At 70.7% G+C, this 14980-nt stretch carries 16 protein-coding genes; 8 read left to right on the forward strand and 8 right to left on the reverse strand.

Going from position 1 to position 14980, the window contains the following annotated elements:
• Positions 1-33 precede the first annotated feature (33 nt).
• The 8 genes from TNCT6_RS38590 (at position 34) to TNCT6_RS38625 (ending at position 8231) form a co-directional block, all read left to right on the forward strand.
• Positions 34-585 (forward strand): LemA family protein, encoded by a 552-nt coding sequence (locus tag TNCT6_RS38590; RefSeq protein ID WP_141367792.1) that lies wholly within the window; start codon positions 34-36, stop codon positions 583-585.
• A 2-nt stretch (positions 586-587) separates the two neighbouring features.
• Positions 588-2039, forward strand: a complete 1452-nt coding sequence (locus TNCT6_RS38595; protein ID WP_141367793.1) for a DUF2207 domain-containing protein — start codon at positions 588-590, stop codon at positions 2037-2039.
• A gap of 98 nt (positions 2040-2137) precedes the next feature.
• A complete protein-coding gene (locus TNCT6_RS38600; RefSeq protein ID WP_141367794.1) occupies positions 2138-4228 on the forward strand; it encodes a BTAD domain-containing putative transcriptional regulator in 2091 nt (696 codons plus the stop codon).
• Between the two features lie 255 nt (positions 4229-4483).
• The gene (locus TNCT6_RS40365) at positions 4484-4675 is read left to right on the forward strand and encodes a hypothetical protein (RefSeq protein ID WP_172633318.1); all 192 of its coding nucleotides are present in this window, start codon (positions 4484-4486) and stop codon (positions 4673-4675) included.
• 33 nt (positions 4676-4708) lie between these two features.
• Positions 4709-5248 carry a Tn3 family transposase gene (locus tag TNCT6_RS38610; RefSeq protein WP_172633346.1) on the forward strand — a complete coding sequence of 180 codons (540 nt, stop codon included), beginning with the start codon at positions 4709-4711 and terminating at the stop codon, positions 5246-5248.
• Between the two features lie 138 nt (positions 5249-5386).
• Entirely contained in the window at positions 5387-6265 is an 879-nt protein-coding gene (locus TNCT6_RS38615) for a CPBP family intramembrane glutamic endopeptidase (protein WP_141367795.1), read from the forward strand.
• 29 nt (positions 6266-6294) lie between these two features.
• Positions 6295-7524: a sensor histidine kinase gene (locus TNCT6_RS38620; RefSeq protein ID WP_172633319.1), complete on the forward strand. Its 1230-nt coding sequence runs from the start codon at positions 6295-6297 to the stop codon at positions 7522-7524.
• 14 nt (positions 7525-7538) lie between these two features.
• Positions 7539-8231: a response regulator transcription factor gene (locus tag TNCT6_RS38625; RefSeq protein ID WP_141367797.1), complete on the forward strand. Its 693-nt coding sequence runs from the start codon at positions 7539-7541 to the stop codon at positions 8229-8231.
• 371 nt (positions 8232-8602) lie between these two features.
• Here the strand turns inward: TNCT6_RS38625 and TNCT6_RS38630 are convergent, their stop codons facing one another.
• From TNCT6_RS38630 to TNCT6_RS38665, 8 genes are all read right to left on the reverse strand, one after another.
• Entirely contained in the window at positions 8603-9172 is a 570-nt protein-coding gene (locus TNCT6_RS38630; RefSeq protein ID WP_141367798.1) for a hypothetical protein, read from the reverse strand.
• Positions 9173-9848: 676 nt separating this feature from the next.
• Positions 9849-10175, reverse strand: coding sequence for a hypothetical protein (locus TNCT6_RS38635; RefSeq protein ID WP_141367799.1), 327 nt, complete (start codon positions 10173-10175; stop codon positions 9849-9851).
• A gap of 497 nt (positions 10176-10672) precedes the next feature.
• Positions 10673-11791 (reverse strand): ATP-grasp peptide maturase system methyltransferase, encoded by a 1119-nt coding sequence (tgmC, locus tag TNCT6_RS38640; protein ID WP_141367800.1) that lies wholly within the window; start codon positions 11789-11791, stop codon positions 10673-10675.
• Positions 11788-12735 carry an ATP-grasp ribosomal peptide maturase gene (gene tgmB / locus TNCT6_RS38645; protein ID WP_141367801.1) on the reverse strand — a complete coding sequence of 316 codons (948 nt, stop codon included), beginning with the start codon at positions 12733-12735 and terminating at the stop codon, positions 11788-11790. Before tgmB ends, tgmC begins: the two co-directional genes overlap by 4 nt.
• Positions 12732-13025, reverse strand: a complete 294-nt coding sequence (gene tgmA, locus TNCT6_RS38650) for a putative ATP-grasp-modified RiPP (protein ID WP_141367802.1) — start codon at positions 13023-13025, stop codon at positions 12732-12734. The genes tgmB and tgmA overlap by 4 nt, the downstream gene beginning before the upstream one ends.
• A gap of 273 nt (positions 13026-13298) precedes the next feature.
• On the reverse strand, positions 13299-14006 hold the full coding sequence (locus TNCT6_RS38655; protein WP_253266542.1) for a hypothetical protein: 708 nt from the start codon (positions 14004-14006) through the stop codon (positions 13299-13301).
• On the reverse strand, positions 14003-14431 hold the full coding sequence (locus tag TNCT6_RS38660; protein WP_141367803.1) for a DUF6415 family natural product biosynthesis protein: 429 nt from the start codon (positions 14429-14431) through the stop codon (positions 14003-14005). The genes TNCT6_RS38655 and TNCT6_RS38660 overlap by 4 nt, the downstream gene beginning before the upstream one ends.
• Positions 14428-14847 (reverse strand): ATP-binding protein, encoded by a 420-nt coding sequence (locus TNCT6_RS38665; RefSeq protein ID WP_141367804.1) that lies wholly within the window; start codon positions 14845-14847, stop codon positions 14428-14430. Before TNCT6_RS38665 ends, TNCT6_RS38660 begins: the two co-directional genes overlap by 4 nt.
• Positions 14848-14980 lie beyond the last annotated feature (133 nt).

The raw sequence follows: 14980 nt of genomic DNA on the forward strand, positions 1-14980 counted from the left end.
TCGTGCGACCCGTCCTATCCGCAAGGAGCTCCCGTGATCCCACTCGTCGCCGTCGTTCTCGTCGTGGTGTTGCTCGTCCTCGCCTTCGTCGTGCCCTACAACGGTCTCGTCCGCAAGCGCGGTGCGGTGGACAACGCCTGGGCCCAGACAGAAGTTCAGCTCAAGCGACGCCACGACCTGGTCCCCAACCTCGTGGAAACCGTGCGGGAGTATGCCGCGCACGAGCGGCAGACACTCGAAGCCGTCGTCGCGGCGCGCGCCCGGGCGTTGGGCGCCCAGAGCCCGAAGGACCGGGCCGATGCCGAGAACGGCCTGTCCGGCGCGCTGAAGGGCCTGTTCGCCGTCGCCGAGGCGTACCCGGACCTCAAGGCCGGCCGGAACTTCTCCGAACTCCAGGAGGAACTGTCGGCCACCGAGAACCGCATCGCCTACGCCCGGCAGTACTACAACGACGCGGTCCTCACCTACAACAACGCGGTCCAGACGGTCCCGGCCAACGTCATCGCGGGCCTGACCGGTTTCGCGGCACGTGAGTACTTCCGGGCTCCCGGCGAGGAACGCGGCCCGGTCCAGGTGCGGTTCTAGTCATGGTGTTCTGGCTGGCCGCCGCTGCGGCCCTGGCCCTCTGGTTCCTGTTGCTGCTCGGGACGGCCGCCGCCACCCGCAACCCGGACGTGACGGCGGGACCGTCGACCGGCGACCTCCCCGACCAGTCGCCGGCCGTCGTCGATCTGATCACCGGTCACTGGCGACTGAGCGAGGAGGCACCCGCCGCCACGCTGCTCGACCTGGCGGCTAAGGGCGTCGTGCGGATCGAGGAGATCGGTCCCGAGCTCTCCCTCGTACGGCTGCGCCGCGACCCCGGTGACCTCGCGCCGTACGAGAAGCTTGTCCTCGAACACGTCCAGGCCCTGGCCGTGGACGGCGTCGTGGCGACCGGCGCGCTCGCCGAGGGCTCGCGTGACCTGGGCCGCTGGTGGAAGAGCTTCCGCAGGAAGGTCGTCGTCGAGGCGAGGGCCCAGGGACTGTCGCGGCCCCGATGGAGCAGGGCCCAGGCGGCGATGCTCACGACGACCACGGCCGTACCGGCCCTCACTCTCGCCGTTGCGGTGACGGCGGACGGCGGGAAGCACAACGCCGGGCCCGGTGCGGGCATCGTCTCCTGGGCGCTGCTCCTGATGCTGATGGGCAGGCTGAACGGCGAGCGCGGCACCCGGCGGGGCGCCGAGGTCGCGAGCCGCTGGCTGGGGGTGCGCGAACACCTCGCCGCAAGTGGACGGTTCGGCCGGCAGCCCGCCGCCTCGGTCACCCTGTGGGGCCGGCATATGGCCTATGCGGCGGCGCTCGGCCTCGCCCCACGCGCGGTGGCCGGTCTCCCGGTCGGCGGCGCCGCCGGCGACAGGCGCGCCTGGTCCGACTATGGCGGCATGTGGCACGTGGTCACCGTGCGCTATCCCAAGCGGCTGTTCTGGGCGCGCGAACCGCTGCCCATGCTGTTCCGCGCACTGGTCGCGGGTGCCTTCGCGGGATTCTGGACCTGGATGATCCTGCTGGTCGCGACGGCGTTCGACCGATGGCCGGACACATTGCTCCAGCCCACGGCGCTCGGCGTCGGCGCGGCCGTGGCGGTCGTGCCCCTGGCCCGGGCGATCAGCGATCTGGTCCGCAAGGAGGACATCCAGGGGCAGGTCGTTCGGCTCCGCCGGTTCCAGATCGCTTCCAGGGGTGACGGCGGCGCCCGGTATGCCCACTGGTGTGCCGTCGACGAGGGTCGCGGGCGCGAGATCAAGGCGTTGGGGATCGGCTCGGTCCTGTGGCACACCCTGTCCGAGGGCGATCAGGTCCGTGCCCGGGTCGGTGCGAAGCTTGGCTGGATCGCCGAGATCGAGGTCACCGCGCGGGCGCGGCATCGGGAGGGACGCTACGACGACACCGGCGAGTACCGGATCGATGCTCCGGAGAACCTCGGCGAGCTCCGGCTCTCCGAACCTCGCTTGGACCCACGCCAGGAACCGCGCCGAAAGCCCCGCCGGGAGTAAGTTCCGGACTTCCCGAAACCACCCGACCCGTCCGTCTTCGCCATGAGTATCCTGACGCGGTGACCACCGGCGCGGGAGAAACTGCGGGCGCTGATCGGGTGCGCGACCCCGATACCGTCGCACGACTGGCGGAATCGGCCCTGCGACAGGGGCAGTACAACGAGGCGCTGCGGCATGTCGCGACGCTCCCGGCGGACGTGCCGCTGCCCGCCGAACTGGCCTGGCGGCTCGGCCGGGTACTCCACCAGCGGGGCGAGTTCGAGGCCGCCGAGTCGCTGTACGAACGCGCGGTCGCCGATGCCGGGGGCACCGGCGCGGACCGGGCCCAACTGCTGGCCGGCCGGTCGGCAGCACGCTGGGCCCGTGGTGACCGAACGCGGGCGCGGAGCCTCGCCGACGAGGCGGTGCGGGCTGCCGAGCAGAGCCGCGACGACGCTGCACTGGCGGCGGCCTGTCTCGCCCAGGCGCTGGCCGCCTTCAGCGAGGGCGACCGCGCCGCCAACGAACACGCCTACGCCAGGGCCTTGGCGGCGGCCGAACGGGCCGGGCACATAGACCTGCAGCTGCGGATCCGCTCCAACATCGGCTCCCGCCTGGTCGAGGAGGGGCGCCTGCGCGAGGCGGTCGACGCCCTCACCGAGGCGATCCGCCTCGGTGAGGGCGCCTCCCAGCAGACGCTGCTCGCACTGGCCCTGCACAACCGCGCCGAGGCCTACCTGGGGCTCAGCGATCTCAACTCCGCCCGCGCCGACGCCGACCGTGCGCTCATCCTGTGGCAGCGGGAGGGCTCGCCGCTGGCCGCGTTCGGACTGCTGATGATCGCCCGGGTGCACCTGACCCGGGGCTCTGCCTGGCAGGCGACGGCGGCCTACCGCGAGGCCCTGACGATGGCCGAGCCGGAAGGCAACGCCCAGGTCGTGGCGCAGGCATGGGCGGGACTGGCGCGCACCTGCTACGCCGACGAACCGGCCGAGGCGACGCGGTACGCGGAGCTGTCCCTCACGCTTCCGAGCGCCGCCGGGCCGGTCACCGCCGAGCTGGCCGCGGGCTGGGTCGCGCTGTGCAGCGGAGACACCGCCTCGGCTGCCCGGTACGCCGCAGGTGTCCGCTCGGAGGCCGGCCGCCGCCGCGACCCGGCCGGGCTGGCCGAGGCGATGGAACTCGCCGCGCTCGCCGCATACCGGGGTGATTCGGCCGCGGTGCCGGGGCGCCCCGCCGCACGCCGTGCCGCCGGGCTGGTGGAGGCGGCCGCGGTCTGGGCCGACACGGGAAACGAGGTGGCGCTGGCCACCAACGCGCTGCTGCGGGCGCGCCACGCGGGTGACCGGCTGTCCGAGGATGTCGCCTGGCAGCGGCTGCACCAGCTCGGGGTGTGCGACGACGTCTGGCACATCGCCGGGCCGCTGGCGGCGATCGGTCCGCCGCCGGTCCCCGAGGTCGCCGTGCAAACCCTGGGGCACTTGGCCGTATTTCTCTCCGGAACGCCCGTGCCCCCAGCCGGATGGCAGTCGCGGAAGGCCCGTGAGCTCGTCAAGGTGCTGGCGGGTCAGCTGGGAAGACCGGTCACCCGGACCGCGCTCGCCGCCCTGTTGTGGCCGCAGACGTCTCCGAAAGTGGCCAACCGCCGCCTGTCGGTGCTGATTTCGACGGTGCGCGCGGTCCTCGACCCGGCGCGGCGGCATCCGGCCAACCGCTTTCTGGTCACCGACCCCTCCAGCGTGCGGCTCAACACGGAGCACGTCGTCCTCGACACGGTCCGGTTCCACGACGCGGCCCGTGCGGCCATCGCGGCGGACGCCGCGGTCGAGGGCAGCCGGGACATGGTGGCCGGCGTCGACGTGGTGGCGCGCCTGGAAGTGGTCGTCGGCATGTACACCGGCGACTTCGGCGACGACGGTGAGGTCACCGGGGAGTGGCGCGACCGCCCGCGCGCGGCTTTCGCCGAGCTGCACCGCGACGTCGTCCGTACCCTCGCCCGGCGCTGCCGACGGCTGGACCGCCGCGACGCGGCAGCCAGCTGGTACCTGCGCCTGATCAGCGAGGACGGCTACGACGAGTCGGCCCACCTCGGACTGATCGCCGCACTCTCCTCGGCGGGCCGGCACGGCGAAGCCCGCCGCCGCTACCGCGACTACGCCAGTCGCATGCATGAAATCGATGTCCGCCCGGTCCCCTTCCCCACGGCGTGACGGCCCGGGCGGGAAGCCGCGGGCCGAGATGCCGCGCGTCAAGTCCATCTCCCGACTCGGTATCGACGTCCGCGACGGCATCGGCGCCACGATCGCCGTCGCGGCCACCGCTTCCGCCCAGATCACCGGCCCCGGCGGCGTCCTTGCCGTCCCTGCCAAGGAGACCGCCGGCTGGCTCGGCCCACTGCCGGTCGAGGCCCTGCACGGCATCGGCCCCCGCCAGGCCGCGGCCCGGACCCGAACGTCACCGACCTGGTGCTCAGCACCGACGGCGGCGCCACCTGGACCACCGTGCCCAGCGGCGTGCCCGGCAGCGTCGCCAAGGCCGCCTTCAGCGGCGGCGACCTGTACCTGGAGAAGTGCTTCGGCGGACAACAGCCGCTTCGTCTCCGCAAGTCCCTTCGGCGAGCAGGCCCGCAGTTGGTCTTTCACGCCCTCGAGGAGTAGGCGTTACCTGAAGCGCAAGATACCGCCCTGCGCCTGGGCACCGCCGAGGCTGAGCAGGTCCTGCGCCGCTTCACCCGTGGCGGCCCCAAACATCCGACGTACCGGGCGATCGAGGAACTGGGCCGCGCGGTACGTACAGCGTTCATCTGCGACTACCTCGCCGATGCCGACCTGCGCCGCGAGATCAACGACGGCCTCCAGATCGTGGAGAACTGGAACTCCGCCAACCACGACCTGTTCTACGGCAAGGACGGCGACCTGACCGGGTCCGACAAGGAGAGCCAAGAGGTGTCCATGCTCGCCCTGCACCTGCTCCAGTCGACGCTGGTGCACGTCAACACCCTGCTCCTTCAGGACATCCTGAGCGTGGAGAAGTGGCAGAACAGGCTCAACGATGCGGACCGGCGGGCCCTGTCCCCACTGTTCTGGACCCATGTGAACCCCTACGGCCGGTTCGAGCTGGACATGAACTCCCACCTCGATCTCGCTGCCGCAAAGGCTGGGGTGCCTGGCCCTCGTACGGCGCCTGAGTCTGTGCGTGCCTCGGTCGTGTCCCGTGATGGAGAGGGCTGAACGGGCCGGTGGGAGCGGCGCATCCCCCGTGAGAGCTACCGGAGCTGTCCATGTGCGGGTGATTCGCAGACGTCGGCGGATTCCTAGCGTGGTCGTCAGGTCGCCGCCGGTGCGACCACCACGACAGGGGAGGCCGCCATGGGCACGACTGCCAGCGCACAGCACGACACAGGCTCCGGCCTGGACAAGGGCCGAGGCGGCCGTCTCGGCCGGGTCGGCCGGGTCGTCCGCTCTCCGCTCGGCTGGATGCTGACGGGCATGGTCGGCGTCGGCCTGGTCTCGGGCCTGACCGCGACGGGCCCCGGTCCGGTGCCGGTACTGGGAGCAGCCACCGCCGTGGCCGTGTACTGGGCGGTCATGCGCTTCGTCGCACAACGCTCCGCGCCGGAGATCGCCCGGCCGGGAGCCTGCCGGGAGGCGCTGCTCGGCGGTGCGATCGGCCTGGGCTTCATCCTCGTTTCCGCGCTCCTGATCAGCGCGTTCGGGGGCTACTCGTTCTCCTGGGCGGGCAACGGCTTCATGTCGGTGGTGTGGTCCGCGGTCATGGTGCAGATCGGCGCCGCGGTCACCGAGGAGCTGATGTTCCGCGGTCTCGCCCTGCAGGCCCTGGAACAGATGTGGGGCAGCCGGGCCGCCATCGTGATCACCGGACTGTTCTTCGGCGTCGCCCACCTGAGCGCCCCGGGAGCCTCCGCCTGGAGCGCACTGGCCATCGCTGTGGAGGCGGGCGTCATGCTCGGAGCCGCGTTCCTGTGGCGGCGTAACATCTGGTTCGTCGCGGGGCTGCACTTCGTCTGGAACACCGCTGAGCAACTGCTCGGCATCCCGGTCTCCGGACACACCCCCGAGGGCCTGTTCACCGTCGACGCCCACGGCTCGGCTCTGCTCACCGGCGGCACCTTCGGCCTGGAGACGTCGATCGTGCCGGTCCTCATCGGTGTGCTGATCACCGTCCCGATGGTCGTCCTCGCTCGCCGGAGCGGCGGTCTGCTGCCCCGGCGACGCGCCCGGCACTGACAGCCGCCGACTGGAGGAAACGAGAAGTGATGTCCCGTCAGGCGCCCTGGAGCCGTCCCGAGCTCCGGGCGCCGCTCGGCTGGTGGCAGAAGCAGGCTGCCTCCCACAAGGATGGCCTCTGCGCCCTGGTGCTCGCCGTGCTGGCGTTCGTACCGACTCTGTCGAAGATCGGGGCGCAGATCGGCGATCTGCCCGAGCGGCCGGCCAGCGCACTGGGCCTCGGGCTGACCCTGGCCCAGACCCTGCCGCTGGCGGCACGCCGCCGGTGGCCCGCGGGCACTCTGACCGTCGTCGCCTGCGCGTTCGCCGTGCACCAGGCGCTGGGCTTCGCGACGACGTTCGGGAGCCTGGGGTTGTATCTCGCCGTGTACTCGGCCGGGGCCCACCAGGTCCGCTTCCGCCTTCGTTCGGCTGCCGTGGCGAGCGCGGCCTACGCCGGACTGGCCGTCGTCCTGGAGCGCCTCGGCTCACCGCAGGGCGTCCCTGACTATCTCGCGTTCTATCTGGCTCTGGCCGTGGTCTGGCTGGTGGGGAGCACTGTGCGCACGAGGCGGGCTGAAGAGGCGGAGCGACGGCGGCTGGCCGCCGAGGTGGCCACGGCCGCAGAGCGGGCTCGGATCGCCCGTGAGTTGCACGATGTGGTCACCCACCATGTGACGGCGATGGTGGTCCAGGCAGACGCGGCGCAGTTCCTGCTCACGTCCGCGCCACAGCGGGCCGGCGAGGGACTGTCGGCCGTCAGCGACACCGGCCGCCGGGCGCTGACGGAGCTGCGGTATCTGCTCGGCGTGCTGGAGGCGACCGGCGATTCCTCGGCCGCCGACCGGGCACGTGCGGACCGGGCCCCCACGCTGGGACGGGTGGGAGACCTGGTGGAACAGGCCCGCAGCGCGGGTCAGCCGGTGGAGTTCAGCGAGCAGGGTGAGCGGCGTCCGCAGCCGCTGGAGGTGGAGCTGGCCGCGTACCGCGTGGTGCAGGAGGCGCTCACCAACGCGATGAAGCACGCGGCTGGGCAGCCGACAAGGGTCCGGGTCCGGCACGGCGAGGAACGCATCGAGATAGGGGTGACCACCGACGGCTCCGACGACTCACCGACGGCCGCACCGGTCACGCGGAAGCCGAGCCCGGCGGGCGGACGAGGGCTGGCCGGGCTGCGTGCACGGGTGCGGATGGTCGATGGTGAACTGGAGGCCGAACCCCGGCCCGAGGGCGGGTTCGAGCTCCGCGCCACGATTCCGTCCAAGCCCGTTCAGGAGTGATCCCTGTGCCCCCCGTGAGCGATGCGCCGCCGCCGATTCGTGTACTCGTCTGCGACGACCAGGCACTGGTGCGGACCGGCTACGTCACCATCTTCTCCGCGCAGCCCGACATGGAGGTCGTCGGGGAGGCCGAGAACGGGCACGAGGCAGTGGAGGCCGCACGGCGGCTGCGCCCCGACGTGGTCGTGATGGACATCCGGATGCCGCTGCTCGACGGCATCCAGGCGACCCGGCAACTGGCCGGTCCCGATGCCGAGTCCGCGCCGAAGGTGCTGGTCGTCACTACGTTCAACGTCGACGCCTATGTCTACGACGCGCTGCGGGCCGGAGCCAGCGGCTTCCTCCTCAAGGACGCGCCTCCGGCCGCTCTGGTGAGCGGCATCAGGACGGTCGCCGCGGGCGAGGCCCTGCTGGCGCCCGCCGTCACGCGCCACCTCATCGGCCACTTCGCCGAACATCTGCGTCCTGCCGACACCACCCGGTCGGCCAGGGAAGACGTCGTACGCGCGCTGACTCCGCGCGAACTGGAGGTACTCGAGTCCATCAGCGAGGGCCTGTCGAACGCGGAGATCGCCGCGCAGTTGTTCATCACCCCCGAGACGGTCAAGACGTATGTGTCGCGCATCCTGACGAAACTCGGCCTGCGCGACCGGGTCCAGGCGGTCGTCCTCGCCTACCGGGTCGGGCTCGTGTCCGGCACCGGCTGAAGCGGCGCCGGGCGTGGACGGACATCACGTGGTCCGTGCCGCGAGCGGACCGGCGGTGCCGCCCCGCCTTCACAGTCCTCGACGAGGCCGTCGAGCACCGCGGCCCTTCCTCACCGCCTTCATGGAGGCCGTGAGCACCGGTACGCCGCGGCCGCCTGCTCACCCCGCCCCGCAACCCCGCGTCGGCGCGCGACCGCCGGGGTGGCGGTGGTGGTCATGCGCTCTCTCTCAAGGTGGCCTCGCGGATCAGGTCCGCGGCAAGCAGGACGAGGCTCAGCCGGGCGTGCCGATGCCGCGTCCGCCGTCGTCGGCGTGGGCGGTGGCAGGGACGGTGGCGGCCAGGACCACGGCTGCGGCCGATGCCACACACCTCAGCATGGCCGGTTGCCCTGCGGGGTGAAGTCGGTAATCATCCACCGGCCGTTCCACCGCTCCGCCGCCGCGGTAGCGAGGTAGCGCAGCGGCTGGGCGGTCGGGAGCGGGATCCCTTTCTTCGCCCGCGTGTCGTAGGTCTGGTACTTCGACAGATCGATGTAGTCCGACAGGGTCGCCTTCGGTGTCTGAGCCTTCATGTCGAGGCCGGTCACCTTCGGGTCATGGCGGACCTCGCCCCGGACCACCGTTCCGGCCTCCTTCATTCGGGCCAAGTCCAGGCGGGTCTGTCCCAGAGCGTCCAGGGTGGCGTACCGCGCCAGGTCCGTGCCCTTCTCGGATCCCGTGCGGTACGCCTTCGCCTCAGCCGCCGTCATTCCCCGGTACGCCTTCAGCGCCGCCTGCGGATCCGGCGTCACCGAGGCAGTCGGCGCCGCGGTGGTGCCGCCGCTCGCGGTGGGTGAGCCGGCCTTGCTGTCGCCGCCGCTACCGCTGCCGCAGCCGGTGACGGCCATACCCAGCAGCAGAGTTGCGCACAGCGTGCGCATCCTGCGCAGTCGTTCTCGCATCAAGTCCCCCTGCAGCGTGCATTCCAGTGATCGCCGCCGTAGCCGCTTGCGCACGCAACGTCACAGTCGGAACTGGGCCATTGCGCAACCCCAACCACCGCTCCCACCACCCCAACCATGACGGCCCAGACCCCGACCACAGACCCGACCACAGCAGGCCAGCGCCTTGCGCAACCCGTCCGGCCGGAAATGCGCAGCCACGCCAGAGCAGCACGACGGCATGAATGCGCAAACCCGACACTCGTTGCGCAGCGAATCCAGCACGTCCTGTCTGCGGGCGTACGCAGGCAGGCAACCGGAGCCGAGCTCTAATCAAACAGGTGAACCGGTTCCCGTACGGCACCCGACCACGGGCGCGGGTGCGCAACGTCCCCATCCTGGCGGCACCACTGGTCGGGCCATCTCCAAGGTGGCCCGTCCGAACCCGTATGGCGCCCCGTCCAGGACCGGCAGCACGGTCGGCGGGAGCCAGTCCCTGCTGCAGACGCCCCGCGCAGCCGGTGCACACCGCCCGCCCTGGGCCAACCAAAGCTCCCCAAAGCCCGCCCCTGGCCCCGACCACAGCAGAGCAGGGCACCCTGTGCAGGCAGGGGGTGGGGGTGAACCGTCAAGGGGGACCTTTGGACTTTGACAGGTCCAAGCGCCGACCGATGCAGGCGTGGGCGACCGGCTCGCCCTACAACACCTCCACCGCCACCGCCGTCGCGGCCGACGCCAGCCACACCACGACGACGGCGAATACCAACTGGATGTACCCCCAGTCGCCGACGCCCGGCACCCACAAACCCCCACGCTTGCGCAGTGTGGCCCACCGGTCCAGATTCGGATGGAAGCAGAGGTACACCGTCGCCGCCGTGCCGATGAGCAGTCCAGCAAGAACCGCGAGCACGTCCGGCAGCGGTGCGTACAGCACCGCGACAGCGGCAACGGCCGCACCGCCGAGCAGCCAGTGCCCAACCACCCAGAGCACCAAGCGCCTCGCGTCCTTCTCGTCGAGTATCACGTCACCTCACCGTCCCCCTGCGACCTCCACCAGCTCCTGCGCTCCCATCGCCGACCCCGGTAGGACGTCGGCCGCGGCAGCGCAGCAGCACCCGCGCCCCGTCCGCCATCTCCTCCAACCGCCCGGAAACCAGCCCTAATTCCGCACTCGTCGCCAGCAGCTGGCGCGACGGCAGCATCCGCACGGTACAACTGCAGAGACACATGTGGGCCTCGTCCACCCAGCACTCTCCGGATCCGGCGCGCCCACCGGTTTCAGCGCCATCGCCGTCGCGTCCGCGATGCGGTCGTCTGTGTCGACACGGCCCCAACACCGCTTGGACCTCGACGTCGTCGGTGGCCAGGTCGCCAAGGTCGACACGGGACATGGACCAGCGTGAGCACCGTGTCCTGTTACACCCATAGAGTTGTGCCCCGAGTCGGGGAAGCGTCGGGGTGCAGCAGAAAGCCCCGCCCATCCGCCATGGGAAGGGCGGACGAGCGGGGCCGTCGTGGGGCCTACCAGTGGATGCTCTGGCCCTCCGCGGTTACGCGGACCGTGGCCTCCTCCACCGCCGGTGTACTGGCGGCATGCCAGCGGCCGAGATGCTCCTCAACCGCATCCCAGACAGGAACAGGCCCGTCCTGCCGGACGATCAAGCGGCCGTCCTCTTCGTGGAGCGCGGCCCATGAGCCGGTCGCGACGTCGATCAGCACGTCCTCGTTGTGCCGGCCCTGCTGCAGTTTCAGGTGCTGAGCAGTCGGCACGGCGAACTGTGCGACGAAGCGGGTCGTCCAGTCGTTCAGGACGTCGGCGCCGATGATGGCCTCGCGCTCCTTGCCTGCGCTGAGGTCTGGGAGCAGGCCGAGCGGGGGCGGCAGATGAGGCCGGGCGAGCATGAAGCTCACCTGCCCGTCCAGCACTGGCCCAGACGCCGTGCCGTCCTCGTGAACCGTCAGGCGAACCAGCTCTGACGCGTTGAGCCAGCCGCCGATGGTCGTCAGGATTAGTCCCCCGGGCCGGGTCTGTTCGAGCCAGGCCGCAGGCACGGCGCGTACGCCGCAGGTGGCAATGATCCGGTCGTACGGTGCGCCTTCGTCATCGCCGAGGAGGCCGTCACCGGTGAGGAGGTTGGGGAGCGTGCCGAGCCGGCCGAGAGCTTCCCGAGCCCGCTGGGCCACTTCTTCGTCGTACTCGATCGAGGTGACGTAGCCGTCACCCAGGCGCGCGCAGAGCACCGCGGTCGAGTAGCCGGTGCCGGTGCCGATTTCCAGCACCTGCATCTCCGGCTCCACGTGGAGATCCTCGAGCATGCGCAGCACGAGGGAGGGGAGCGTGCTGGAACTGGTCGGCTGCCGCATGATCTCGCCTCGGATGTCCGTCGGTTTGATCGTGCCCGCGATCTGGGTCACCAGGGATTCGTCGGCGTAGCAGCCCGGAAGCCAGTCGTCCCCGCCCTCCAGAACAGGGGACCAGGCGGAGGGCGATGTGCCAGGCACCGGGCGGAAGAACCCTCCCCGAAGGAACTCGTGCCTGGGCACTGTCTCAGCGGCGTGCTTCCAGGGTTCGGTGCGCAGGGAGCCGCTGGCCGTCATGCTGTCGATGAGCTGCCGGTGGAGCTGTTCTTGGACGCTCACGGCTTCCCTTCCAGTAGGTCGGCCAGGGCTGCGCACATCGGCAGGCCGGTTGCGGTCTCCAGCCAGTACCACTGGCCGGACGGATTGCATTCCAGGAACCACCATCGCCCGTCGGTGTCCACCGCGAAGTCGAAAGCGCCGAAGAGGAGCCCGAAGTGGTCCATGTACTCGTGGAGCGCCAACTCGATCTTCGGTGGTGGTGCCACGGGGGTGTAGCTCAGGCGGTCGTAGTTGGTCCGCCAGTCCAGGAGGTCGGAGTCGATCCGGACGCAGAACGTACGGGGTCCGATGACGGTCACGCGGATGTCTGCCGTTTTCGGCACGCGTTTTTGGAACAGGTGCACGGTGCCAGCCACGCTGTCGTCGATGTCCTCGGCGGCCACCTCGGCGACCTTGACGACGGAGGAGACATCGTCGACCCGATACACGGGGTTGTGCAGAGGCTTGTAGATCACCGGGCCGTTCCGCTTGATGAAGGCCCTGGCGGCGTCGGGGTTGGACGTGATGAGTGTGGGCGGCACCAGGAGGCCGGCCTGCACTGCCACGGCGAGGCCGGACGGCTTGAATTCCGCGTCGCCGATGTAGTGCGGATGGTTCACATACAGGCAGTCGGGTAGCGACGCGATCACGCCTCCGAGGCCGTAACGTGCCTGGGCGATGGCGAACCGCGCGCCCTGCTCGTCAAGGTGTGGGAAGGCGAAGCCGGTCGGCCGACGGTAGTAGAGCGCGCGGACGTTGGCCAGGTCGGCAGTGCGCGAAGGGGTGTCGATGCGCCCCTGGATGCCGTCCTGGGTGATCTCTGCCTCCACCGACAGTGATGCGGGAAAGTCCCCCGAGTCGAACCGCACGACAGGGATGCCCCGGCCGTGCAGCTCGCCGATCACCACGTCGGCGGTGGGGTCGTACAGGCTGGTGACGACCAGCACCGGACGCGGGTCATTCATTGGTCGCCGTCGCTCCCCGTGTCGCTGTCCTGGGTGGAGCCGTTGCCGTCAGGGCTGGTCCCCGTGGTCGGGGAAGTACCGGTGCTGGTGCCGTGACCGGGCATTTCTAGGACCTGACCGGCTCCGTTGTAGAACACGGTGGTCTGGGTGGCCGGGTCGAGTTCGGCGCGCGCGTAGCCGGGAGCCATCGTCGGGTACGGCGCCATGCGGCTGATCCCCCACGGGGTCGGCGTGGGGTTGCCTTGCGGAACCGCGGGGCTGGTGGGCAGACGATCGGAGTGGACGAACATCACGTCTCCTCATTTGTCGCAGTGTGGGCCTCGTCCAAATGACGGGTCGGTTGTGTGGTGGGGTGAGCGGGCCCGTTGCAGAGGTGGAGCAGGGGTGACTCCTCGGGCCCGCCCTTCGCCGGCCGCCTGTCCTTGAAGCTGGCCGGCCGGCGTGTCTGGGCCCCGGCGCGGGGAGTCACTGAGTTACGGGGGAGAACACGGAGGCAGGTCCGCGCCGGGGAGTTGGACCGCCCGGGGGCCTCGGCCAGGGGCATCCGGGCCACCGGGCGGGGTCTATGCGGCCGCGGACAGTGCGCGCAGCAGCTCGTCCAGGTCCACGACCCGAAAGGAACCCAGCCGCCGCACGAGCTGCGACGCGAGGAACGTGGACAGGTTCGGATGCCCGTACGGCAAGGGTGCATCAGGCTGGTCTACGACGTGGACGCCCCCGTCGCCGTACCCGTAGATGACGCCGTGCACCCCGTACAGGGGCGCGCTCTGGGCCAGGAAGACCATGGGCCGGCCATCGAGGTGCGGGCAGAGCCGGACGGCGGCGCGGACGTGCCGGGCGCATACCGGCGGCTGGTTCGTCAGGACCGGCACGTGCTCGGTGTTCACGGCGCCGGGCCCAGCGAGGAAGATGAACCCCAGCGGGGTCCGGGCGCGGCCCGCGCAGACCTGGCAGCGCATGGCCTGCATCGTCATCATCTGCCGGTAGGGGTGCATCAGCCGCCATTGCGGCTTCCCGGTCGGCCGCTGATCGGCGTCCACGGGGTTGAAGGAGCAGCGCGCCCACAGGGTGCCGCGCAGGTCCCGGTCCTGGGGCTCCTCATCCGCGTAGTACAACCGGTACCGGCCCGCTCCCACGCTGGTCATGAGCAGGTTGTCCGGAGCGGCGGCCTCCCCCTCCCGCTGGATGACATAGGGGATCAGGCCCGGCTCGTTCGCAGTGCGCACGCGTTTCTCTCTCGTCTGTCGTGTGGTGGGGCGTACGGCGGTCATGTCGCCTCCTTCAGGCAGCGGGTGGCCACCAGGCGCTCAAGCAGCTCGTTGACGGTCCAGCCCATCCGGCGGAGGTGCCCGACGGCCTTCCAGTGGTCGCCGGGCATGTCCTCGGTGCGCAGCGTGCGGGCCCGGTCGACGAGCCGGGCTGCGGTCTCGTCGCGCTGTTCCGCTTCCGCGGCGACGGCGATGGTCACCAGCTGCATCAGGTGGCCGCGCAGGCGCTGCGCGAGCTCGTCGACGTATTCCTCGGCCGGTATGCAGTCGTCCAGAACGGCGCCCACATCGTCCAGGAGGGCGTCGCCGTCGAACGCCTGCCACTTGCGGACTTTCTGTAAGACCGTCGCAAGGGCGTCGCTGTCCAATGGTGGCGTCCACGGCGGAACAGGACGCGTGAAGCGCGGGACGGCGCCGGCCGCGGTCACGGCTGAACCTTGGGCAGGGTGAGGCGGCACCAGGTCGTGGCTCCTGCGTCGCTGGTCCCCCAGGCGCCGCCATGGGCGTTGGCGATGCACTCGACGAGGAAGAGCCCGCGACCGCGTTCCGCTTCGCTGCTGGCGTTGTGGACTGTCGGACCGCCGGGCATTTCGTCGTGCACGGAGATGCACAAGGAGCTGTCGCGGATGGCCATGGTGAAGGTGATCTGTGTTCCGCCGCTGTGCACGATGGCGTTGGTGACCAGCTCCGACACGATGAGTGTGGCGTCGTCGATGAGCTCAGTCAGACCGCAGTACCGCAGCCGGGCCGAGGCCACCCGGCGGGCCATCTGCACGCGACGGGCGTCGGCGTCGGCGATGCGGCGCCCGGCGCCGCATGGCGAGACGCCGAAGCTGACGCTCATCAGGTCGCGGGCCGGGAGTACCCGACCGGAACTCGGACGCTCGTGGCAGAGGTCGCCTGCTGGCGTGGCGGCGCCTCGTCTCAATAGTGGTGCGCTGGTCACCTCTGCTCCCAAGGCCGAGATCGTTCGTTTA

The sequence above is a fragment of the Streptomyces sp. 6-11-2 genome, from assembly GCF_006540305.1.
GTDB lineage: Bacteria > Actinomycetota > Actinomycetes > Streptomycetales > Streptomycetaceae > Streptomyces.

Coding starts and splice junctions, on each gene's coding strand:
- TNCT6_RS38595 (WP_141367793.1), top strand. CDS start 588: ATGGTGTTCTGGCTGGCCGCCGCTGCGGCCCTGGCCCTCTGGTTCCTG.
- TNCT6_RS38615 (WP_141367795.1), top strand. CDS start 5,387: ATGGGCACGACTGCCAGCGCACAGCACGACACAGGCTCCGGCCTGGAC.
- TNCT6_RS38620 (WP_172633319.1), top strand. CDS start 6,295: ATGTCCCGTCAGGCGCCCTGGAGCCGTCCCGAGCTCCGGGCGCCGCTC.
- TNCT6_RS38630 (WP_141367798.1), bottom strand. CDS start 9,172: ATGCGAGAACGACTGCGCAGGATGCGCACGCTGTGCGCAACTCTGCTG.
- tgmB (WP_141367801.1), bottom strand. CDS start 12,735: ATGAATGACCCGCGTCCGGTGCTGGTCGTCACCAGCCTGTACGACCCC.
- tgmA (WP_141367802.1), bottom strand. CDS start 13,025: ATGTTCGTCCACTCCGATCGTCTGCCCACCAGCCCCGCGGTTCCGCAA.
- TNCT6_RS38655 (WP_253266542.1), bottom strand. CDS start 14,006: ATGACCGCCGTACGCCCCACCACACGACAGACGAGAGAGAAACGCGTG.
- TNCT6_RS38665 (WP_141367804.1), bottom strand. CDS start 14,847: ATGAGCGTCAGCTTCGGCGTCTCGCCATGCGGCGCCGGGCGCCGCATC.